The sequence below is a fragment of the Microbacterium horticulturae genome, from assembly GCF_029094505.1.
GTDB lineage: Bacteria > Actinomycetota > Actinomycetes > Actinomycetales > Microbacteriaceae > Microbacterium > Microbacterium horticulturae.
The window spans coordinates 2,629,127-2,649,637 of record NZ_CP119108.1 but is presented as its reverse complement, the minus strand read 5'-3'; the positions used below and the strand labels follow the sequence as shown (position 1 = coordinate 2,649,637).

Annotated in this window: 18 protein-coding genes; 13 read left to right on the top strand and 5 right to left on the bottom strand. The window is 70.0% G+C overall.

All coding sequences use genetic code 11. The annotated features are described in order from the left end of the window. The first annotated feature begins 1 nt into the window (after position 1). From PU630_RS12615 to PU630_RS12605, 3 genes are all read left to right on the top strand, one after another. The gene (locus PU630_RS12615; protein WP_275277415.1) at positions 2-1,054 is read left to right on the top strand and encodes an ATP-dependent DNA ligase; all 1,053 of its coding nucleotides are present in this window, start codon (positions 2-4) and stop codon (positions 1,052-1,054) included. A 227-nt stretch (positions 1,055-1,281) separates the two neighbouring features. Beyond that, entirely contained in the window at positions 1,282-1,815 is a 534-nt protein-coding gene (locus PU630_RS12610; RefSeq protein WP_275277414.1) for a hypothetical protein, read from the top strand. A 134-nt stretch (positions 1,816-1,949) separates the two neighbouring features. Beyond that, a complete protein-coding gene (locus PU630_RS12605) occupies positions 1,950-2,672 on the top strand; it encodes a hypothetical protein (protein ID WP_275277413.1) in 723 nt (240 codons plus the stop codon). A gap of 69 nt (positions 2,673-2,741) precedes the next feature. On the opposite strand, the gene PU630_RS12600 is transcribed toward PU630_RS12605, so the two are convergent. Both PU630_RS12600 and PU630_RS12595 read right to left on the bottom strand, forming a co-directional pair. Next, positions 2,742-4,103 (bottom strand): D-alanyl-D-alanine carboxypeptidase family protein, encoded by a 1,362-nt coding sequence (locus PU630_RS12600; protein ID WP_275277412.1) that lies wholly within the window; start codon positions 4,101-4,103, stop codon positions 2,742-2,744. A gap of 214 nt (positions 4,104-4,317) precedes the next feature. After that, entirely contained in the window at positions 4,318-4,983 is a 666-nt protein-coding gene (locus PU630_RS12595; RefSeq protein WP_275277411.1) for a TetR/AcrR family transcriptional regulator, read from the bottom strand. A gap of 172 nt (positions 4,984-5,155) precedes the next feature. On the opposite strand from PU630_RS12595, the gene PU630_RS12590 reads away from it, so the two are divergent. From PU630_RS12590 to PU630_RS12570, 5 genes are all read left to right on the top strand, one after another. Continuing rightward, positions 5,156-6,676 (top strand): FAD-dependent oxidoreductase, encoded by a 1,521-nt coding sequence (locus tag PU630_RS12590; RefSeq protein ID WP_343075843.1) that lies wholly within the window; start codon positions 5,156-5,158, stop codon positions 6,674-6,676. Between the two features lie 84 nt (positions 6,677-6,760). Next, a complete protein-coding gene (gene sucC / locus PU630_RS12585; protein WP_275277409.1) occupies positions 6,761-7,924 on the top strand; it encodes an ADP-forming succinate--CoA ligase subunit beta in 1,164 nt (387 codons plus the stop codon). Positions 7,925-7,951: 27 nt separating this feature from the next. After that, positions 7,952-8,854, top strand: coding sequence for a succinate--CoA ligase subunit alpha (gene sucD / locus PU630_RS12580; protein ID WP_275277408.1), 903 nt, complete (start codon positions 7,952-7,954; stop codon positions 8,852-8,854). Between the two features lie 254 nt (positions 8,855-9,108). Further along, the gene (locus tag PU630_RS12575) at positions 9,109-10,308 is read left to right on the top strand and encodes an IS30 family transposase (RefSeq protein ID WP_428981953.1); all 1,200 of its coding nucleotides are present in this window, start codon (positions 9,109-9,111) and stop codon (positions 10,306-10,308) included. A gap of 115 nt (positions 10,309-10,423) precedes the next feature. After that, positions 10,424-10,864, top strand: a complete 441-nt coding sequence (locus PU630_RS12570) for a nitroreductase family deazaflavin-dependent oxidoreductase (RefSeq protein WP_275277406.1) — start codon at positions 10,424-10,426, stop codon at positions 10,862-10,864. 3 nt (positions 10,865-10,867) lie between these two features. Here the strand turns inward: PU630_RS12570 and PU630_RS12565 are convergent, their stop codons facing one another. Both PU630_RS12565 and PU630_RS12560 read right to left on the bottom strand, forming a co-directional pair. Continuing rightward, positions 10,868-11,263 (bottom strand): VOC family protein, encoded by a 396-nt coding sequence (locus PU630_RS12565; protein ID WP_275277405.1) that lies wholly within the window; start codon positions 11,261-11,263, stop codon positions 10,868-10,870. A 121-nt stretch (positions 11,264-11,384) separates the two neighbouring features. Then, the gene (locus PU630_RS12560; RefSeq protein ID WP_275277404.1) at positions 11,385-12,848 is read right to left on the bottom strand and encodes an NCS2 family permease; all 1,464 of its coding nucleotides are present in this window, start codon (positions 12,846-12,848) and stop codon (positions 11,385-11,387) included. Positions 12,849-13,010: 162 nt separating this feature from the next. On the opposite strand from PU630_RS12560, the gene PU630_RS12555 reads away from it, so the two are divergent. From PU630_RS12555 to purH, 3 genes are read left to right on the top strand one after another with little or no spacing between them, the layout of a single operon-like run. Further along, positions 13,011-14,483, top strand: a complete 1,473-nt coding sequence (locus PU630_RS12555; protein ID WP_275277403.1) for a cell division protein PerM — start codon at positions 13,011-13,013, stop codon at positions 14,481-14,483. A 35-nt stretch (positions 14,484-14,518) separates the two neighbouring features. Then, positions 14,519-15,127 carry a phosphoribosylglycinamide formyltransferase gene (purN, locus tag PU630_RS12550; RefSeq protein WP_275277402.1) on the top strand — a complete coding sequence of 203 codons (609 nt, stop codon included), beginning with the start codon at positions 14,519-14,521 and terminating at the stop codon, positions 15,125-15,127. 22 nt (positions 15,128-15,149) lie between these two features. Further along, on the top strand, positions 15,150-16,760 hold the full coding sequence (gene purH / locus PU630_RS12545) for a bifunctional phosphoribosylaminoimidazolecarboxamide formyltransferase/IMP cyclohydrolase (RefSeq protein WP_275277401.1): 1,611 nt from the start codon (positions 15,150-15,152) through the stop codon (positions 16,758-16,760). A gap of 3 nt (positions 16,761-16,763) precedes the next feature. Here the strand turns inward: purH and PU630_RS12540 are convergent, their stop codons facing one another. Next, positions 16,764-18,182, bottom strand: a complete 1,419-nt coding sequence (locus PU630_RS12540) for a dihydrolipoyl dehydrogenase family protein (RefSeq protein WP_275277400.1) — start codon at positions 18,180-18,182, stop codon at positions 16,764-16,766. Positions 18,183-18,448: 266 nt separating this feature from the next. Here PU630_RS12540 and PU630_RS12535 point away from each other — a divergent pair, with 266 nt between their 5' ends. Together PU630_RS12535 and PU630_RS12530 are read left to right on the top strand one after the other, a co-directional pair. Then, entirely contained in the window at positions 18,449-19,918 is a 1,470-nt protein-coding gene (locus PU630_RS12535; protein WP_275277399.1) for an AlkA N-terminal domain-containing protein, read from the top strand. Beyond that, complete coding sequence (locus PU630_RS12530; protein WP_275277398.1) at positions 19,915-20,409, top strand: methylated-DNA--[protein]-cysteine S-methyltransferase; 495 nt, start codon at positions 19,915-19,917, stop codon at positions 20,407-20,409. The genes PU630_RS12535 and PU630_RS12530 overlap by 4 nt, the downstream gene beginning before the upstream one ends. The last annotated feature ends 102 nt before the right edge of the window (positions 20,410-20,511 follow it).

The following is a 20,511-nucleotide window of genomic DNA, read 5'->3' as shown; positions in this document are numbered from 1 at the left end:
CGTGGACCTGCCCGTCATGCCGCCCGTGGCGCCGATGCTCGCGAAGGCGGTCGCGCAGATTCCCGACGTGGGGCATGTGGAGCCCAAATGGGACGGGTTCCGCACCATCGTGTTCCGCGACGGCGACGAGGTCGTGCTCGGCAGCCGCAACGAGCGGCCGCTGACCCGCTACTTTCCCGAGCTCGTCGAGGCGATTCGGGCGAACAGCCCGGCGCGGTGCGTGATCGACGGCGAGATCGTCGTCGTGACCGGCGATCGGCTCGACTTCGAGGCGTTGCAGCAGCGCATCCATCCCGCCGACAGCAGGGTGCGGATGCTGGCGGCGCAGACGCCGTCGGCGCTGGTGGCCTTCGACCTGCTGGCGCTCGGCGACGAAGACCTCACCGGGCTTCCGTTCGCGGAGCGGCGCGCGCGGCTGGTGGAGGCGCTCGCCGCGGCCACCGACCCTGTGTTCGTCACGCCGGCAACCGCCGACCTCGAAGAGGCGCAGCGCTGGTTCTCGACATTCGAGGGCGCCGGGCTCGACGGGGTCGTCGCCAAGCCGCTCGACGGGGTCTATCAGCCGAACAAGCGCGCGATGTTCAAGATCAAGCATGAGCGCACTGCCGACTGCGTCGTCGCCGGGTTCCGCTGGCACAAGAGCGGCGACGTCGTCGGATCACTGCTGCTCGGTCTTTATCGCGAGGACGGGCGCCTTCAGCACGTCGGTGTGACGTCGTCGTTCTCGATGGCGCGGCGACGGGAACTTCTCGACGAGCTCGCGCCATACCGCGATGTCGACGTGGCCGACCACCCGTGGGGAGGAGAGGTCAGCGCGGGCGATCGAGTGCCCGGCGCCGTGAGCCGGTGGAGCTCGGGCAAGGACCTGTCGTTCGTGCCGCTGCGCCCTGAGCTCGTCGTCGAGGTTGCATACGACCACATGGAGGGCGACCGGTTCCGGCACATCCCGAGCTTCCGCCGGTGGCGGCCCGATCGCGATGCGCGGTCGTGCACGTTCGACCAGCTCGAGCAGACGCTCGACTATCCGTTCTCGGAGGTCGTGCGCGCGACGTGACGCCGGCCGGGCGCCGCGCGGGTCGGGCGGTGGGCGGGCCGCTGCGCGCCGGCTACTCGCGCTGTCGACATTCGCGCATGCGATTTCCAGTAACGGACGCGGATCTCTATGGGGTGACGAGGACGCTGCTCGCGAAGGCAACGAAGTGGGGTGGATGCTGCGGGCCGCGGCATCCAGCCTGTGGATAACTACGACGGGCCAGACCTTCGAATCGCTACGGTGGGCTTGTGTCTTCTCGTCTCGGGCTCGCCGCCGTCCTCATCTGCGCCACTGCGCTGGTCGCTGGATGCGCCCCGCAGCCCGACCCGACACCCACGCGGACCGCCGCTTTTGCCAGCGAAGATGAAGCGTTCGCGGCGGCCGAGGAGACCTATCGGGCCTACGTCGACGCGCTCAACAACGTCGACCTCAGCGACCCCGCCACCTTCGAGGACGTCTACAAGTGGGAGACAGGTGACAGGCTCTCCGGTGATAAGAAGGCACTGACGAGCTACTATGCGCAGGGCGCGACGATGAGCGGCGCAAGCAGAGTGGTCGTTCTCGAGCCGGTAGAAGCGGATGGCGCGCTCTCCTCGCTAGCCCTCGCTGCCTGCGTGGACGTCTCTACCGTGGATATCCGCGATGGCAATGGCGCGTCTCTTGTGGCTACCGATCGGCCTGATGTCCAGAGCATTCGCGTCGAGCTCACGAGCGATGAGACTGCCGAATCGGGCTTCCTCGTCAGTTCGGTTGCCGGACGGTCTGGTTCGCCGTCATGCTGACGCTGCAGATCGGCACCGCATTGCTTGCAACGCTGATGTGCGCCGGAATTACCCACACGGCCCCGCAAGCCTCGTCGGCGGCGGAATGCGTCGGACTCGGGGGAATCGCGACCACTCAGTGTGCCGAAAACGACATGGACTCCCTCGATGTTTCGGCGTCCCAGACGACGCCGGGTCATCGGGAGTCGACGCACCGCGCGGGCGCCGGCAACACCAACACCGCGAACGACACCGGGCAGCACGCGCCGGCCCCGGATCCTCCCGATGTCCCCGATGCGACAGCGGTGGACTGTGAGTCACCCGTCATCCCCTGCACCCTCAACCCGACCCCCGCTCCCGAGACCGACGAGCCGGGCACCGTGCGCAGCATCCCGACCGTCACGCTCAGCGACCTGGCCTCCTTCCGCCCCGACACCCCGCAGCTTGTCAGCGAACCCGACCAGGTCGGGATCGTCGGGCTGCCCACCAACCTGGTCGCCGCCACCGGCACCCAGACCCTCCACGGCACCCTCCTGGGCTTCCACGTCGCGGTCCGGTTCACCCCGCACCACTACACGTTCACCCCCGGCGACGGCACCCACACCACCACCCGCACCCCCGGCGAAAGCTGGCAGACCACCGGCGACCCACAGTTCACCCCCACCGCCACCAGCCACGCCTACGAACACCGCGGCCGCTACACCGCATCGGTGACCGTCGCCTACACACCCGCCGTCAACTTCGGCGACGGGACCTGGCGACCCGTCCCCGGCTACATCACCGCGACAAGCCCCACCCAGACCATCCACATCTACCAAGCCCACACCGCCCTGGTCGCCCACACCTGCACCGAAGACCCCCACGGACAAGGATGCTGAACACACACCCCCGCCGCAGCATCCACCCCCTCATGGAAATGAACACCCGGTGACTCCGCAACGAGCCGTTCAGCCGAGTTCGAAGGGATGCGTCAGCCGCCACCAGGCGTCGGGCGGCGTGATGTCCCCGTCGACCGCGATCTTGGCCTTGGCCGTGCGCGGCCCCGCGGTCCATGTGAGTTGGCCGACGACTTCGCCGTCCGTGTAGTCCTTCGGCGTGGCGGTCTTCATCGACACCGTGATGGGCGTGTCAGACCAGGTGAAAACGGAGGCGGATTCGCTCACGACCAACCGGGCCGATGATCCCCACGCTGTCGTGTAGGTGCCGAGCCGCTGGTCGGTCTCGGCGACGGGCACCATATGGAAGCCGCTATAAATCCCGTCGAGGGTCGCCTTCACGTCGCCATCGATCGACTCGCGCGACCCGCCCCCGAGAACGGCGCCGATGACGTGCACGCTTCCTGCCGACTGCACGTTGACGTCCGCCGTGTACAGCAGGCAGAAGCTGCCGTAGCCGAGATTTCCCGTTTTCAGGCCGGTGATCCCGTCCGTACCGAGCAGGTCGTTCGTGTTGCGGATCATGCCGGCTCCGGGGACGACGAGAGAGGCGGTGCCCGCGATCTTGGCGACCACCGGGTTCGCGGCCGCAAGCTTGCCGATCTTGATCAGGTCGGCCGGCGTACTGCGGTTCTCATGGCTGAGCCCCGTCGGCTCGACGATCGTCGTGTGCTTCAGGCCGTGGTCCGCCAGCCACGCGCGGGTGGCAGCAACGAACGACCACTGCGATCCGTACGCCCAGGTCGCCAGAGCATCGGCGTAGTTGCAGGCTGAGGGCAGCAGCATCGTGGCCAGCGCGTCGTACTCCGACATCGAGCTGCCGATCGGCATCGTCGCGATCGTGGCCCCCATCACGTAGTACCTGTCGTACAGGTCGTGGTCGGCCTTGCTCCAGGTGATCATGGGGCCGTGATCATCGGCGTCGGAGAGCGGTCGAGCGTCGAGTACGACGAGCGCGGTGACCACCTTCGTGATGCTGGCGATCGTCAACGGCTTGGTCGTGCCGCTGGTCAGATCGAGCTTCGTCTTGGCAGCCGCGAAGTACTTGTCCGCGCCCGAGAGACGGATCGCAGAAGCCCCGTCGGAGGGGAGCGGCACCTCGGCCGCCGACGTGACGGGAACAGCCGGTTTGTGCACCGACGCCACGGGCACCGGCAAGGATGCGTTGAGCGCCCAGCCGGCGTAGCCGCCCACGGCGCCGAGCACGACGACCACCACCAGGAGCGCGATGAGCCCGCCGCGCCGCCTCCCGCCGCGCTGTTTCCGCCGGCTACGGCGCCGCGGGCCACCGTGCTCAGGGGGTGCGGTGTCGGCCGTGGCCAGCAGCTCGGCGAAGTCGGTGAGGTCGTCGGGTGACAGGTTCTCAGTGGGCATCGTCTCTCCGCCGGCGGTTCAGCCGCCGAACTTGTCGGCGACAATCATCGGTGTGTGATTCTCCGTGCACGGCGTGTCGACCTGCGAGATCGGACATCGGACTCATCGTTCTCGTTCGCAACGCCTCTCAGATGTATATCAGCCTCTTCCGACGCCGCGGGCCGCACCGTTGGCCGCCCGCGGACGGACGACAAGCGTTCTGAAGCACGCCGGCTCAGGATGCCCCGGGCAGCTCGGTGCGCAGACGTCGCGCCACCTCTGCCGTGGGCATCCGCCGCGGGAAGACGGCGACCACCACGTCGTCGTCGGCGGGCACCTCCGTGTCGCCGAGGACGCCGAAGCGGCGCAGCGCCTCGTCGAGGGCGGCGGCGAGCACCGACGCCGGCACGCGCTTCGTGCCGCGGATGAGGCGCCGCAGCACGTGGTTGTGGATCGCTGTGACCACTGCGGCGAAGCTCACGGCGTCGATCGGGTCGAGGCCCGGCAGCGCATCCCGCAGGTATTCGTCGAAGAGTCGCTCGTAACGGAACACCGCGACGATCTCGCGCTCGCGCAGCGCGGGCACCTGCCGCACCACGGCGTAGCGCCGTCGCGCCAGCTCGGGATCGGCCGCGAAATGCCGGAACACCTTGAGACAGGCATCCCGCACCGCCTGCCAGGGGTCGTCGTGCGGGCGGGCGAAGTAATCGCGCAGCATCTCGAGCAGCACTTCGTGGTCGGCGAAGACGACGTCGTCCTTGCCCCCGAACTGCCGGAAGAACGTCGAGCGCGAGACGCCGGCGGCCTGCGCGATCTGCTCCACCGACGTCGCCTCGAAGCCCTGCCGGTCGAAGAGGTCGAGCGCCGCGGTCATCACGGCGGTGCGCGAAGAGGTGGCCATGTTCTGAGAGTAGTCGCGTGACGCGCGCACACGCGGCGCAGATGACGCAGGTGCGCGGCGCGATGCGACGCGGCGAGGCTCGATGCCGGCGCGGTACCGGCGCGGGGCTGTCAAGGCCGTTGCCAGCGAGCGTCGGAGGCGGTTGGCTGAGCGCATGATTCCCCTGTGGAAGATGGACGCCACTGCCCCTGCCGGAGTGCCGTTGCGGCCCGGATCGCACCACGACGTGATCGTCGTCGGCGCCGGGATCACGGGCCTTGCGACGGCCGTCATGCTCGTGCGGCGGGGGATGGATGTCGCGGTCATCGAAGCGGGCGAGGTCGCCCAGCTCGCAAGTGGCGGGAACACGGGCAAGCTCTCGCTCTTGCAGGGATCGGTGCTCTCGACCTTGCGGCGACATCACCCGGCGGCACTCGTGCGGGCGTACGTGGACGCGAATCGTGATGGGATGCGGTGGCTCACGGAGTTCATCGACGAAGCCGGCGTCTCGTACACCCGGCGCACGGCGTACTCCTATGCGCAGACGTCGGATGGCGAGCCGATGGTGGCGGCGGAGCAGGCCGCGGCACGCGAGGCGGGTCTGACGGTGCGGCGAGCGGTCCCCGACGAAACCGGCTTTCCGGTGGCGGCGTCGGTGGCGCTCGACGACCAGGTGGCGGTCGACCCGGTCGCGGTGACGGCGGCGCTGGCGCACGCGTTCCTCGAGGCCGGCGGAACGCTGCACACGGGCAGCCGCGTCGACGGCGTGCGGACGCAGCCGCGCCCGTCCGTGCGCACGGCCGCAGGCCCCGTCTTCGCCGACCACATCGTGCTCGCCACGGGAACCCCGATCGTCGACCGTGGCCTGTACTTCGCCAAGACGCACGGCTTGCGCTCGTACTGCGTCGCTTTCGCGACCGACTCCGACGCCGTGCCCGACGGGATGTTCCTCTCGGTGGACGGCCCGACCCGGTCGATCCGCCCGGTCACGCCCGGCGATGGTCCTGCCGGCGCGCAACTCATCGTCGGCGGCAATGGCCACCCCGTGGGCCGCTGCGCTTCGCCACGCGGGCAGGTCGACGACCTCATCGCATGGACGCAGCGTCATTTCCCGTCAGCCGACCCGATCGCCGAATGGTCGGCGCAGGACTACCAGTCGCACGACCTCATCCCTTTCGTCGGAGCAATGCCGCGCGGCCTCGGCCGCATCCGCTTCGCGACCGGCTACGCGAAATGGGGGCTGTCGAACGGGCCCGCCGCCGCCCTGCGGATCTCTACTGAGATCCTCGGTGTGCCGCGCCGGGACCGTGCCGAGTGGATGCGGGTGGTCTCCACGCGGATGACCGTTCCCGCCGACCTCGGGCGCGGCATCGCCGAGAACGTGCGCATCGGCGGTGAAGCCGCTCGAGGATGGGCCGACGCGCTGCGCGATCCGGCGCCGGTGCCGCAGCCGGACGAAGGCCGCGGCATCCTCACCAGTCGTGCCGGGCATCCGATCGGTGTCTCCACGGTCGACGGTGACACGCGTGCGGTCAGTGCCGTGTGCCCGCACCTCGGCGGTGTTCTGCGGTGGAACGATGCTGAGTGCACCTGGGACTGTCCCCTGCATGCCTCGAGGTTCGGCGCCGACGGCCGGCGGATCGAGGGACCCGCCACCGACGACCTGCGCGTGCTGCCGCGACGGGGGCGGATCGGGGCTCCCAGCCTCGGGTAGTAGGCTGGACGGCGGTCGATTTATCTCGACGTCGAGACGTTTTTCGCCTCATCACCCCACATTCGTCCCAACGAAGGATTGCACGTGGATCTCTACGAGTACCAGGCACGAGACCTGTTCGAACAGTACGGAGTGCCGGTGCTTCCCGGCATCGTGGCCGACACGCCCGACGAGGTGAAGGCGGCCGCTGAGAAGCTCGGCGGCGTCGTCGTCGTCAAGGCGCAGGTCAAGACCGGCGGTCGCGGCAAGGCCGGCGGCGTCAAGGTCGCCAAGAACCCCGACGAGGCGTACGAGGCCGCTCAGGCCATCCTCGGCCTCGACATCAAGGGCCACGTCGTCAAGCGCGTCATGGTCGCCGGTGGCGCCCGCATCGCCAAGGAGTTCTACTTCTCGGTGCTGCTGGACCGCGCGAACCGCTCGTACCTGAGCCTGTGCTCGGTCGAGGGCGGCATGGAGATCGAGCAGCTCGCCGTCGAGAAGCCTGAGGCACTCGCCCGCGTCGAGGTCGACCCGCTGACCGGTATCGACCCGGCCAAGGCGCTCGAGATCGCGAAGGTCGCGCGCTTCGACGACGAGCTGGCCCCCAAGGTGGCCGAGGTCTTCGTCAAGCTCTTCGAGGTGTACAAGGGCGAGGACGCGACTCTCGTCGAGGTCAACCCGCTGGTGCAGACCGAAGAGGGCGACATCATCGCGCTCGACGGCAAGGTGTCGCTCGACGACAATGCCGGGTTCCGCCACCCGAACCACGAGGCGCTCGAAGACAAGTCGGCCGCCGACCCGCTCGAGGCGAAGGCCAAGGAGCACGACCTGAACTACGTCAAGCTCGACGGCCAGGTGGGCATCATCGGCAACGGCGCGGGCCTGGTCATGTCGACGCTCGACGTGGTCGCCTACGCGGGTGAGAAGCACGGCGGCGTGAAGCCGGCGAACTTCCTCGACATCGGCGGCGGCGCCTCGGCCACCGTCATGGCGGCGGGCCTGGACGTCATCCTCGGTGACGAGCAGGTCAAGTCGGTCTTCGTGAACGTGTTCGGTGGCATCACCTCGTGCGTCGCGGTCGCAGAAGGCATCGTGAAGGCGCTCGAGATCCTCGGTGACGCCGCCACCAAGCCGCTGGTCGTGCGCCTCGACGGCAACCAGGTCGAAGAGGGCCGTGCGATCCTCGCGGGCGCCAACCACCCGCTCGTGACCCTGGCCGCAGGCATGGACGAGGGCGCCGACAAGGCCGCCGAGCTGGCGAACGCCTGAGCCTGAAGACGAGATAAGGACAAGAGAATGTCGATCTACCTCAACAAGGATTCCAAGGTCATCGTCCAGGGCATCACCGGCGGCGAGGGCACCAAGCACACCGCGCTCATGCTGAAGGCCGGCACCAACGTGGTCGGCGGCGTGAACGCGCGCAAGGCCGGCACCACGGTCTCGCACACCGACAAGGACGGCAACCCCGTCGAGCTGCCCGTCTTCGGCTCGGTCGCCGAGGCCATCGAGAAGACCGGCGCCGACGTATCGATCGCGTTCGTGCCCCCGGCGTTCACGAAGGACGCCATGGTCGAGGCCATCGACACCGAGATCCCGCTGCTCGTGGTCATCACCGAGGGCGTGCCGGTCGGCGACACCGCCGAGGCGTGGGCGTACGCGCAGAGCAAGGGCAACAAGACCCGCATCATCGGGCCGAACTGCCCGGGCGTCATCACCCCCGGCGAGTCGCTCGTGGGCATCACGCCGGCCAACATCACCGGCAAGGGCCCGATCGGCCTCGTCTCGAAGTCGGGAACGCTCACCTACCAGATGATGTTCGAGCTGCGCGACCTGGGCTTCTCGACCGCCATCGGCATCGGCGGCGACCCGGTCATCGGCACCACGCACATCGACGCGCTGGCCGCGTTCGAGGCAGACCCCGAGACCAAGGCGATCGTCATGATCGGCGAGATCGGCGGCGACGCCGAAGAGCGCGCGGCCGACTTCATCAAGGCCAACGTCACCAAGCCGGTCGTCGGCTACGTCGCGGGCTTCACCGCGCCCGAGGGCAAGACCATGGGCCACGCCGGCGCCATCGTCTCGGGTTCGGCCGGCACCGCGCAGGCCAAGAAGGAAGCCCTCGAGGCCGCCGGGGTCAAGGTTGGCAAGACGCCGAGCGAGACCGCCGAGCTCATGCGCGAGATCATCACCGCGCTCTGACGCACTGCGCTTAGCGCAGACTCGTCGAACCGCCGTTCCGGCCGCACCCCACGGGGTGGTCCGGGGCGGCGGTTCGTTTCTGGGTCGGGGGAGGGGATGCTGCGGCCCGCGGCATCCCGTCGTCTCATTCCGTGTGCGGTGCGTGGTCGTCTTCCGCGCGAGATCACGCTCGTGCACGCTCTGGGAGCGGCGGTTTCAGGTGGTCAGTGCAACGCCCTTGGATTGGGAGGTTGGCGTTGGGATCGCATTCGTCGATGGGGGTTCGGGCTGCTGCGCTCGGGTTGTTGTTGGATGGTGTGAGCGCTCGCGAGGTCGCGGGCCGGCTCGGGTTGCGGGCGTGGACTGTGGGTCATTGGGCCAAGCTTGCGGGTATGCAGTTGAGACGCGGACGTTATCCGCACGTCGATAGTGCCCGTCCACCGTTGCCGCCGGCGTCCGGGCATGGGCATCGGCTCTCGGGCGCGGATCGGGTGATCATCGAGGCCCGGTATCGGATGGGCGTGTCGATGCGGGCGATCGCCCGTGAGGTGGGGGTGTCCGGTTCGACGATCAGCCGGGAGCTGGAGCGGGCGAGCATGTCCTCGCGGGGGCATGTTTGGTATGACGCGCGGGTCGCTGATCACCGGGCTCAGGCGTTGCGTGCCCGCCCGAAACCCTGCCGGCTGGATAGCGAACCGGAGCTGCGTGATGTGGTGGTCGAGAAGTTGAAGGCACGGCTCTCGCCCGAGCAGGTCGCGGGACGGTTGAGACTGGAGTTCCCTGACCGGCCGGAGATGCACGTGTCGCACGAGACGATCTATCAAGCCCTGTATGTGCAGGGCGCGGGCGCGCTACGACACGAGCTGAAGGTCGAGAAGGCGTTGCGGTCGGGCAGGACCAGCCGGGTGCCGCAGTCCAAGCTTCCCCGTCGCTCTTCTCGTCCGTGGTTGGAAGGGGCCATGATCGATGCCCGGCCGGCGGAGGCCGCGGACCGGGCCGTGCCCGGGCACTGGGAAGGGGACCTGGTCGTCGGGCCGGAATGCTCCGGGATCGTCACGCTCGTGGAGCGCGCCGCCCGGTTCACGCTGATCGGCAGGCTTCCCGGTGTCCGGGACAGTGAAACGGTCACCGGGGTGCTCCAGTCCATGATCGAGAGCCTGCCCGACGAGCTGGTCCGTACGATCACCTGGGACCAGGGAACCGAGATGGCCCAGCACGCCTCGTTCAGCGTGAGAACGCAATGCCCGGTGTTCTTCTGTGATCCGCACTCGCCCTGGCAGCGGCCCACGAACGAGAACACGAACGGGCTGATTCGTGACTTCTTCCCCAAGGGCACGAACTTCAACACCATCACCGACGAGCAACTCGCCGAAGTCCAACGGCTGCTGAACGACCGTCCCCGCAAGGTCCTCGAGTTCTACACACCACGTGAGAAACTGACCGAAAGAATCACCGGTGTTGCACTGACCCCCTGAACTCGCCAGCCAAACGGCGTGCAGAGGCGTGTTCTCGCGGGGGTGACCGGCGCCGCGCTGTGACGGTGCTGCCCGCGCGGCGCCGGGCCTCCTGCGTTCGCGGTACCGTGAAGACATGCCATTGACCGGGGACTACAAGCCCAGCACCGCCGACTGGGCGCGCACGCAGGCGGAGACGTTCGAGGCCACCGCCGGCGAAGAGGCGAACACGCTGCGCGGGAAGCCCATCATCGTGCTGACCACCGTCGGTGCCAAGAGCGGGGCGCTGCGCAAGACGGCGCTGATGCGGGTCGAGCACGAAGGCCGCTATGCCGTCGTCGCCTCGAAAGGCGGTGCGCCCGACGAGCCGGCGTGGGCCGGCAACATGCGCAAGACCCCGCAGGTCGAACTGCAGGACGGCGCGGTCAAGCGCGACTACCGCGCGCGCGAGCTCGAGGGCGCCGAGCGCGACGAATGGTGGGATCGCGCGGTCGACGCGTGGCCGGACTATGCGTCGTACCAGCGGAAGACCGACCGGCTCATCGCGGTGTTCGTGCTCGAGCCGACCGGCGCGTGACGCTCAGCCCTGGTAGCCGATCAACCAGGTGAGGCCGTACCGGTCGGTGACCTGGCCGTCGTGGTCGCCCCACGGCCGCTTCTGCAGCGGATCGACGACAGTGCCACCGTCGGCCAGGGCGGCGAACCATCCCTCCATGACGTCGGGTTCGGCCGTGCCGAGCAGCGCGAACATCAGGCCCGCGGTGCGCAGGGGCTCCTGCCCGGGTGCCGCGTCGGCGGCGAACAGCGTCACCGGGCCCGTCAGCATGCCGTGGGCGACGGCATCGCCCGGGCCGTCGTCGCGCCCGAACTCGGCATAGGTGTTGATGCCCACCTCGCCGCCGAACACCGACCGGTAGAAGGTGAGCGCCTCGCGGGCGGTCCCGGGTACGTGCAGATACGGCGTCAGCGCAGTCATTCCGCGAAGTTAGCACGGGGCATCGACACACAAGGCGGCCGCAGGGCATCGAATGCCTGCGACCGCCTCGGATGGTGGATGCCGCGGGCACGGCGGCCCGCAGCATCCCGGTCCTTGCGGCTCAGCCGCCGATCAGGGTCTCGATGGGACCGCGGGCGAAGAAGATCGCGAAGCCGGCGGCGACGATCCACAGCAGCGGGCTGATCTGTCGCGCCTTGCCCGCCAGCGACCGGATGACGACCCAGGCGATGAACCCCGCGCCGATGCCGTTGGCGATCGAGTAGGTGAACGGCATGACCGCCACGGTGATGAACACCGGGACCAGCACTGACATGTCGCTGAAATCGATCCGGCGGATCTGCGACATCATCAGCGCACCGACCACGACCAGTGCAGAGGCGGCGACCTCGGTGGGCACGATCGAGGTCAGCGGCGTGATGAACATCGCCAGCAGGAACAGCACACCGGTGACGAGGTTCGCCACACCCGTGCGGGCGCCTTCGCCGATGCCTGATGCCGACTCGACGAACACGGTGTTCGACGAGCCCGACGTGCCACCACCGACGACGGCGCCGACGCCCTCGACGATCAGCGCGGACTTCAGCCGGGGGAAGTCGCCCTTCTTGTCCGCGAGACCCGCCTCTTCGGCCAGGCCCGTCATGGTGCCCATGGCGTCGAAGAAGTTCGTGAACACCAGCGTGAACACCAGCATGACGCAGGCGATGACGCCGATGCGGCCCCAGCTGGTGACGAGGTCGACATGGCCGACCAGGCTCAGGTCGGGCAGGCTGAACCACTGCGTGGGCAGGGTCGGCACCGACATGCCCCAGCCGCCCGGGTTGTCTTGGCTGCGCGCACCGATGTGCCAGATGGCTTCGATGATCATCGAGACGACCGTGCCCGAGACCAGGGCGATCAGCAGTGCGGCCTTGACCTTACGCGCCATCAGGATGCCGGCCAGCAGCAGCGTCAACACGAACAGCAGCACCGGGATCGTGGCGACCGAGCCGTTGATGCCGAGTCCGACCGGGGGAGAGGCCAGGCCGGTCGAGGTGACGAAGCCCGCGTCGACCAGGCCGATGAACGCGATGAACATGCCGATGCCGACCGTGATCGCGATCTTCAGCTCCATCGGGACGGCGTTCATGATCATGCGCCGCAGTCCGGTGGCCGACAGCAGCACGATGATCAGACCGTTGATGACCACCAGGCCCATCGCCTCGGGCCAGGTGAGCTGCCCGACCACGCTGACAGCGAGGAACGAGTTGATGCCCAGGCCCGCGGCGAACGCGAACGGCAGGCGCGAGATGAGGCCGAACAGGATCGTCATGACGCCCGCGGTCAGAGCGGTGACGGCGGCCAGCTGCTGGTTGTCGAGCATGGTACCGGCGACGTCTTTCGTGCCGCCGAGGATGATCGGGTTCAGGATCACGATGTACGCCATCGTCACGAATGTGACGATGCCGCCGCGGATCTCGGTGCCGAGGGTCGAACCGCGCTGGGTGATCTCGAAGAACTTGTCGAAGCCGTTCTTGGGCGGACGGGTGTTTTCCGCGGTGGTTTCGGGCGCAGGGGTAGTGCTCATGTGATGGGGGACCTCCGAAAGAAACATACAGTCACGGGGTCGTTTTCACAGTATCCATCCAGCTTCGTCCGGCGTATCCCGCGCGCGGGCGCAGCGGTTTCTCTCCGGTGGGCGTGGCCGAGGGGGTGGATGCCGCGGCTGAAGATAGTCTCGAATCCGCCCATGCACCGCCTGCTCATCGCCCTGCTCTCCGCGTTCGACGCGCTCATCGCCGCAGCCACCGGGCTGGCGGTGGTGCTGGCCACGCTCACACTGCTCTGGGTGCTGGGCATCGGCGCTCCGGACTGGTCGGCGCTGTGGCCTGCCACCGCCGCCGTCTGGCAGCTCGGCCATCTCGTGCCCTTCACGGTGCATCTGTCGGCGGAATACGTCGCCGCCCTCGGCATCCCCGATGCCGCGGCATCCTTCACCGTCTCGCTGGCCCCGCTCGCGTTCGCCTGCTTCACCGCGTACCGGGGTGTGCGCTCGGGCATCCGCGCCGGGCGCAGCGGCTCGTGGGGCGCCGGACTCGGCGGCGGCGCCGTGGCATTCGCCATCGTGAGCGCGGTCGTGTGCCTGACCGCCCGCGGTCCTGTCGCCGACGCCCCGATGTGGCAGGCGATCCTGCTGCCTGCGCTCGTGTTCGCGGTCCCGGCCGCGGCGGGAGTGCTCGGCTCCGTGTGGCGCACCGACGCGGGTGTCATCGGTCGGCTGCGGGAGTCGATCGCCGACCTGCCGGACCTCTGGCCCGACGTCCCCGCCCTCGCACTGCGCGGAGCAGGGGTCGCGCTGACCGCGCTCGTGGGCATCGGCGCCCTCGGTGTGGTGGTCGCCCTGCTCACAGGCGGCGATCGCGTCGTCGCGCTCTACCAGTCCTCCAATGCCGACGTCATGGGCGTCATCGTGGTCTCGCTCGCGCAGCTGGCCTACCTGCCCACCTTCATCGTGTGGGCCCTGTCGTTCGTCGCGGGGCCCGGCTTCACCGTCGGCACGGGCACGGCGTTTTCGCCCGCCGGCACGCAGTCAGGCATCATCCCGGGAATCCCGGTGCTGGGCGCCCTGCCCGCCGCGTCGTCGCCGTGGCTGCTGGTCCTCGTGCTGCTGCCGATCGGCGCCGGCGTGCTTGCAGGCTGGGTGCTGCGGGGAAGGATGCTGGACCTCGACGCCTCCGCGGGAGTCCGCGCCGGAACCGCGGGCGGCGTCGCCGTGCTGACCGGCGGCGGCGCCGCGCTGGCGGCCTGGGTGGCGTCGGGCGCATTCGGTCCCGGCCGATTGGCGCAGATCGGCCCTCAGCCGGGGTGGGTCGCACTGGCCGTGGGGGTCGAGGTGCTGGTCGGCGCCGGCATCCTGCTGCTGACTCCGGTGTGGGAGCCGGAACCCGATCTGCCGCGCGGCGATTTGGGACGACCTCGCGAAAACACGTACGACCTCGCGGAAACGCGTACGACCTCGGCGGAGGAGGGGGCGGCGCCGGCGGACGGGGCGGGCACCGGGGCCACGAGTGCCGAGGCTGCGGGCGGCGGGGCTGCGGGCGGCGGGGCTGCGGGCGGCGGGGCTGCGGGCGGCGGCAGCGAGCGCGGCGGGAGCGAGGATGACGTCGAGACCGCGCCCATCGACCCGGGATTTCTGGGCGGCCCGGACGAGATCAAGCCCTGATCGGGGCGATCCCTTCACGCGGGTAGACTGAGCGGGTGCTGACGGTCGCCGTACTCATTTCGGGAACCGGTTCGAACCTGCGGGCCCTGCTCGACGCCGCCGATGACCCCGACTATCCCGCCCGCGTCGTCGTCGTGGGCGCCGACCGCCAGGCCGACGGCCTTGAGCATGCCGAGGCCTATGGCATACCGGCCTTCACGGTGCCGTACTCCGCCTACGCGAGCCGCGAAGACTGGGGCGCCGAGCTCGACGCCCAGCTGCGCGTGTGGAACCCCGACCTCATCGTGCTGTCGGGCCTCATGCGTCTGCTGCCCGCGGCGGTGGTGGATGCCTGGGCTCCGCGTGTGATCAACACGCACCCCGCGTTCCTCCCCGAGTTCCCCGGCGCACACGGTGTGCGCGACGCGCTGGCGGCGGGCGCCCCCCAGACCGGCGCAAGCGTCATCGTCGTCGACAACGGGGTCGACTCGGGCCCGATCCTCGCGCAGGAGCGTGTGCCGGTGCTTCCCGACGACGACGAGCACACGCTGCACGAGCGCATCAAACCGGTCGAACGACGCCTGCTCATCGATGTGGTGCGCCGCGTCGCAACCGGCGAGCTCGACCTGGCCGCGGCATCCACCCCCGCTTCCCACACCCCCTGACCGAACCCGAGAAGGAGCACCTATGGCCGGCCCCCGTCACGACCCGTCCCTGTACCGCGAACGCGATGTCGTGCCTGTCCGCCGGGCGCTCGTATCGGTCAGCGACAAGACCGATCTGATTCCGCTGGCCGAGGCGCTGGTCGCCGCGGGCGTCGAGATCGTGTCGACGGGTTCGACGGCCGGAGCTATCCGCGACGCGGGCCACGCGGTCACCGACGTGTCGGCCGTCACCGGGGTACCCGAGATGCTCGACGGGCGCGTGAAGACGCTGCACCCGAAGATCCACGGCGGTCTGCTGGCCGATCTGCGCCTTCAGCCGCACGAGGACCAGCTCGCAGAGCTGGACATCCAGCCTTTCGAGCTCGTCATCGTGAACCTGTACCCGTTCGTCGAGACCGTGCGGTCGGGGGCCGCGGCCGACGACATCGTCGAGCAGATCGACATCGGAGGACCGGCGATGGTCCGGGCGTCGGCGAAGAACTTCGCCAACGTGGCCGTGGTCGTCTCGCCCGAGTCGTACCCGGCGATCATCGAGGCGATCGGCAACGGCGGCACCACGCTCGCCGAGCGCAGAGAGCTCGCCGCGCGCGCGTTCGCCCACACGGCCACCTACGACCGCGCCGTGGCGACCTGGTTCTCGGAAGAGACGCTCGCCGAAGGCGTCGACCTTCCGCAGTACCTGACGATCAAGGCAGAGCGGCTCGTTCCGCTGCGCTACGGCGAGAACGCCCATCAGCGCGCCGCGATCTACACACGCGTCGGCGGGCACGGCATCGCCCAGGCCGATCTCGTGCAGGGCAAGCCGATGTCGTACAACAACTACGTCGACGCCGACGCCGCCCTGCGCGCCGCGTTCGACATGGTGTTGCCGGCCGTCGCGATCATCAAGCACGCCAACCCCTGCGGCATCGCGGTGGCGGCGCCCAACGCGCTCGACCCGATCGCCAGCGCCCACCTGCGCGCGCACGAGTGCGATCCGCTGTCGGCGTTCGGCGGCGTGATCGCCGCGAACCGCACGGTGACGCTGAAGATGGCCGAGAACCTGCGCGACATCTTCACGGAGGTCATCGTCGCGCCCGACTTCGCGCCCGAGGCGCTCGAACTGTTCAAGCTCAAGAAGAACATGCGCGTCCTGCGGCTGCCCGCCGACTGGAAGCAGGAGCCGATGGACGTGCGCCTGGTCTCCGGCGGCCTGCTGCTGCAGGACGCCGACCGGTTCCCCGACGACGACTTCGCATCGGTCGCCGCCGGATGGGACCTCGTCTCGGGCGAGCGACCCAGCGACGACGAGATGCAGAACCTCATCTTCGCGTGGAAGTCGTGCCGTGCCGTCAAGTCGAACGCGATAGTGCTGGCGAAGGACTCGGCGACCGTCGGCATCGGCATGGGCCAGGTCAACCGGGTCGACTCCTGCAAGCTCGCCGTCGAGCGCGCCGGCGATCGTGCGGCCGGTTCGGTCGCGGCATCCGACGCCTACTTCCCGTTCTCCGACGGTGCCGAGACCCTGATCAACGCCGGTGTGTCGGCGATCGTGCAGCCCGGCGGTTCGGTGCGCGATCAGGAGACGATCGACCTCGCCCGGGAGCGCGGCGTCACGATGTTCTTCACCGGCGAGCGGCACTTCTTCCACTGACGCTCACGCCGTCTGCCGGCCGGCCTGCTCGAGCCAGCGCAACCACACCTCGCTGATCGTCGGGTACGCCGGCACTGCATGCCACAACCGCGACAGCGGCACCTCGCCGACGATGGCGATCGTCGCCGCGTGCAGCAGCTCGCCGACGTCGGGCCCGACGAACGTCGCGCCGAGCAGCACCTCCCGCTCGGTGTCGACGATCGCCCGCGCCTGCCCACGGTAATGATCGGCCTGCGTGGCGGCGCCGGCGACCGACGCGAGGTCGTAATCGAGAACGTGGATGCTGCGGCCCGCGGCGCGAGCGTCGGCCTCGGTCATTCCCACCGCCGCGACCTCGGGGTCGGTGAACACGACCTGCGGCACCGCGTTGTGGTCGGCGGTGGCGACGTGGCGGCCCCAGGGTGCGGCATCCACCCTCTCGTCCTTCGCCCGCGCCGCGATGACGTCACCCGCCGCGCGCGCCTGGTATTTGCCCTGGTGCGTGAGCAGGGCGCGGTGGTTCACGTCGCCGACGGCGTACAGCCAGTCGACGCCGGGCACGCGCATGGTGTCGTCGACCTCGAGCCAGTCGCCGTCGGTCAGGCCTGCGGCATCCAGCCCGAGATCGTCGGTGCGCGGTGCGCGGCCGGTCGCCACGAGGACCTCGCTCGCGCGCACCGTGCTGCCGTCGTCGAGGGTGAGCGTCACGGTGCCGTCGGGATCGCGGCGTGCGCTCACGGTGTTGCCGGTGCGGATGTCGACGCCGGCGCGGATGAGGCCATCGCGCACGGCCTCGGCCGCGAACGGCTCGACGCGGGCGAGCAGCCCGGAGCGCACGATCATCGTGATGCGGCTGCCCAGCGCGGCGTACGCGGTCGCCATCTCGCACGCGACGACCCCGCCGCCGATGATCGCGAGCGTTTCGGGCACGTCGTGGGCCGAGGTCGCCTCGCGGCTCGTCCACGGCTTCGCATCGCGCAGGCCCGGGATGTCGGGGATCGTCGCGCGGGTGCCCGTGCACACGGCCACGGCGTGCCGCGCGTGCAGTACGCGCGCAGGCCCGTCGGCCGGGGCGACCGTGACTTCGCGCTCGCCGGAGATCCGGCCCTGGCCGCGCATCAGATCGATGCCGGTGCTGCGCAGCCAGTCGACCTGCCCGTCGTCCGACCAGTCGTGCGTCAGCGCGTCGCGTCTGCGGAAGACCCCGGCCGCATCGAGCGGGCCGGTCACCGCCTGGCGTGCTCCGTCGACGTCGCGGGCGGCGCGCAGAGCGGCGCCCGGCCGCAGCAGCGCCTTCGACGGCATGCACGCCCAGTACGAGCACTCGCCCCCGACGAGCTCGCTCTCCACGATGACGGCCGACAGGCCGCTCTGCACGGCACGGTCGGCGACGTTCTCGCCGACGGGGCCGGCGCCGATCACTATGAGGTCGTAGGTGTCCATGGGTTCACGCTAGGCGTCGGGTTGCGTCGGCGGTACCCCGTGCGTGCACGCGCGGCCGGGTGGGGGTGCGGTGCGGGGTGGGGCGGGGCAGAGCGGAGCCGGGGCCACCCTGGCGGATTCATATGACTCTGTCGAGTGCACATCAAACCTCCGGCGGTTTGATGTGCTTTGGACAATTCCATATGAATTTGGCGAGGGGAGGGGGCGGCCACGGCGATGACCGATTTCCGCGAGCGGGGCGAGCCGAAGCGTGTCAGGCTGGAGCCATGAGCCTGACCGCGATGACCTTCGACGAGCGCTACCGCGCCATCGACGCACGCGACACGCGCTTCGACGGGCAGTTCATCACCGCGGTCCGCTCCACCGGCATCTACTGCCGCCCGAGCTGCCCGGCGCGCACCCCGAAGCCGTCCAACGTCACGTTCTACCCGACCGCCGCCGCCGCGCACGAGGCGGGCTACCGCGCGTGCAAGCGCTGCCTGCCCGACGCGGCGCCGGGCTCGCCCGAATGGAATCTCCGGACGGATGCCGCGGGCCGCGCGATGCGCCTCATCCAGGACGGCGTCATCGAGCGCGAGGGCGTGCCCGGGCTCGCTCGGCGGCTCGGCTACTCGGCGCGGCAGCTCGGCCGCATCCTCACCACCGAACTCGGCGCCGGCCCTCTGGCCCTCGCCCGCGCGCACCGCGCGCACACCGCGCGCATGCTGCTGGTGGGCACCGACCTGCCGGCCGCCGACGTCGCGTTCTCGGCGGGATTCGCCAGCATCCGTCAGTTCAACGACACGATCCGGGAGGTGTTCGGGATGCCGCCGCTCGCGCTGCGTGCGCGGCGGCACGCGATGCCCGGCTCAGGCGAGCCCGGCGAGATCCACCTCGTGCTCGCGCACCGCGCGCCCATCGACCTCGACGGCCTGTTCGCCTGGATGACGGCACGAGCCGTCGCCGGCGTCGAAGAGGCATCGGGCACGGCGTACGCACGCACGCTCGCCCTGCCGCACGGCCCCGGATGGCTGCGCATCCGCACCGACGGCGCTCTGCTGCGCCTCGACGCCCGGCTCGCGCACCTCGGCGACCTGCCGACGCTCATGGCCCGCGCCCGGCGGCTGTTCGACCTCGACGCCGACCCGATCGGCATCGACACGGCCCTGGCGCGGCACCCCGAACTCGCACCGGCCGTGGCGGCGACGCCGGGCATCCGCGTACCCGGCGCGGTCGACGCGGGCGAGATGCTCGTGCGCGCAATGATCGGCCAGCAGATCTCGGTGGCGGCCGCACGCACCGGGCTGACCCGCCTGACCGACGCGCTGGGGGAGCGGCTGCCCGGCGGCGCACTGCTGTTCCCCACGATGACCGCGATCGCCGAGCACGGCGCCGAGGTGCTGCGTGGCCCCGGCGCCCGCATCCGCGCGATCACCGGCGCGGCCGCGGCCCTTGCCGACGGAACCCTCGAGCTCGGCGCCGGCGACGACCCCGAAACCCAGCGCGCGGCGCTGCTCGCGCTCCCGGGCATCGGCCCGTGGACGGCCGACTACGTGCGCATGCGCATCACCGGCGACCCCGATGTCTTCCTGCCCGGCGACGTCGCCGCCCGCGCAGGGGCCGCCCGCCTCGGCCTGCCGGGCGACGCGAAGCCGCTCACCGCGTGGGCCGAGCGCGCAGCGCCCTGGCGCAGCTACCTGACCGCGCACTTCTGGCGCGCGGCATCCACCCCCATCGTTCCCCAGGAGGCATCATGACCGCCCGCACGCAGACCATCGACACCCCCGACGGAGAGTTCACGATCATCGCCGACGACGACGGCAGCGTGCTCGCCTCCGGCTGGACCGGTGATGTGCCGGCACTCGCCGCACGCATCCATCCCGAGCTGCGGCCCGCCGGCATCGAGGCGGGAGAGGTGGATGCCGCCTCCGCCGTCCGCGCGTACTACGCCGGCGACCTCGCCGCCATCACCCGCGTGCCGGTGCGACAGCACGGCACGGTGCTGCAGGACCAGGGCTGGGCGGCGCTGCGGGCGATCGAGCCGGGGCGCCCGCTGAGCTACACGGAGTTCGCCGCCGCGCTGGCGCGGCCGCAGGCGGTGCGCGCCGTGGCATCCATCTGCGCCCGCAACGCTCCCGCGCTGTTCGTGCCGTGCCATCGAGTGCTGCGCGGCGACGGCTCACTGGGAGGCTTCGCCTGGGGCGTCGACGTGAAGCGTCGGCTGCTCGCGCGGGAGGCGTCCGCCTGATCCGCACTCGGCGATATCACGTGTTGTGCACAGCGAATCTTCAGGTATAGGCTGGAGGGCTGTCGCGCCCCGGCGGGGCACCCGCGATCCGAGGAGGAAGTC

Excerpts from the sequence above, each read along its gene's own strand:
- PU630_RS12605 (WP_275277413.1), top strand. The coding sequence starts at position 1,950 with ATGGACTCCCTCGATGTTTCGGCGTCCCAGACGACGCCGGGTCATCGG.
- PU630_RS12600 (WP_275277412.1), bottom strand. The coding sequence starts at position 4,103 with ATGCCCACTGAGAACCTGTCACCCGACGACCTCACCGACTTCGCCGAG.
- PU630_RS12595 (WP_275277411.1), bottom strand. The coding sequence starts at position 4,983 with ATGGCCACCTCTTCGCGCACCGCCGTGATGACCGCGGCGCTCGACCTC.
- PU630_RS12590 (WP_343075843.1), top strand. The coding sequence starts at position 5,156 with ATGGACGCCACTGCCCCTGCCGGAGTGCCGTTGCGGCCCGGATCGCAC.
- sucD (WP_275277408.1), top strand. The coding sequence starts at position 7,952 with ATGTCGATCTACCTCAACAAGGATTCCAAGGTCATCGTCCAGGGCATC.
- PU630_RS12575 (WP_428981953.1), top strand. The coding sequence starts at position 9,109 with ATGGGGGTTCGGGCTGCTGCGCTCGGGTTGTTGTTGGATGGTGTGAGC.
- PU630_RS12570 (WP_275277406.1), top strand. The coding sequence starts at position 10,424 with ATGCCATTGACCGGGGACTACAAGCCCAGCACCGCCGACTGGGCGCGC.
- PU630_RS12565 (WP_275277405.1), bottom strand. The coding sequence starts at position 11,263 with ATGACTGCGCTGACGCCGTATCTGCACGTACCCGGGACCGCCCGCGAG.
- PU630_RS12560 (WP_275277404.1), bottom strand. The coding sequence starts at position 12,848 with ATGAGCACTACCCCTGCGCCCGAAACCACCGCGGAAAACACCCGTCCG.
- PU630_RS12555 (WP_275277403.1), top strand. The coding sequence starts at position 13,011 with ATGCACCGCCTGCTCATCGCCCTGCTCTCCGCGTTCGACGCGCTCATC.
- purH (WP_275277401.1), top strand. The coding sequence starts at position 15,150 with ATGGCCGGCCCCCGTCACGACCCGTCCCTGTACCGCGAACGCGATGTC.
- PU630_RS12540 (WP_275277400.1), bottom strand. The coding sequence starts at position 18,182 with ATGGACACCTACGACCTCATAGTGATCGGCGCCGGCCCCGTCGGCGAG.
- PU630_RS12535 (WP_275277399.1), top strand. The coding sequence starts at position 18,449 with ATGAGCCTGACCGCGATGACCTTCGACGAGCGCTACCGCGCCATCGAC.
- PU630_RS12530 (WP_275277398.1), top strand. The coding sequence starts at position 19,915 with ATGACCGCCCGCACGCAGACCATCGACACCCCCGACGGAGAGTTCACG.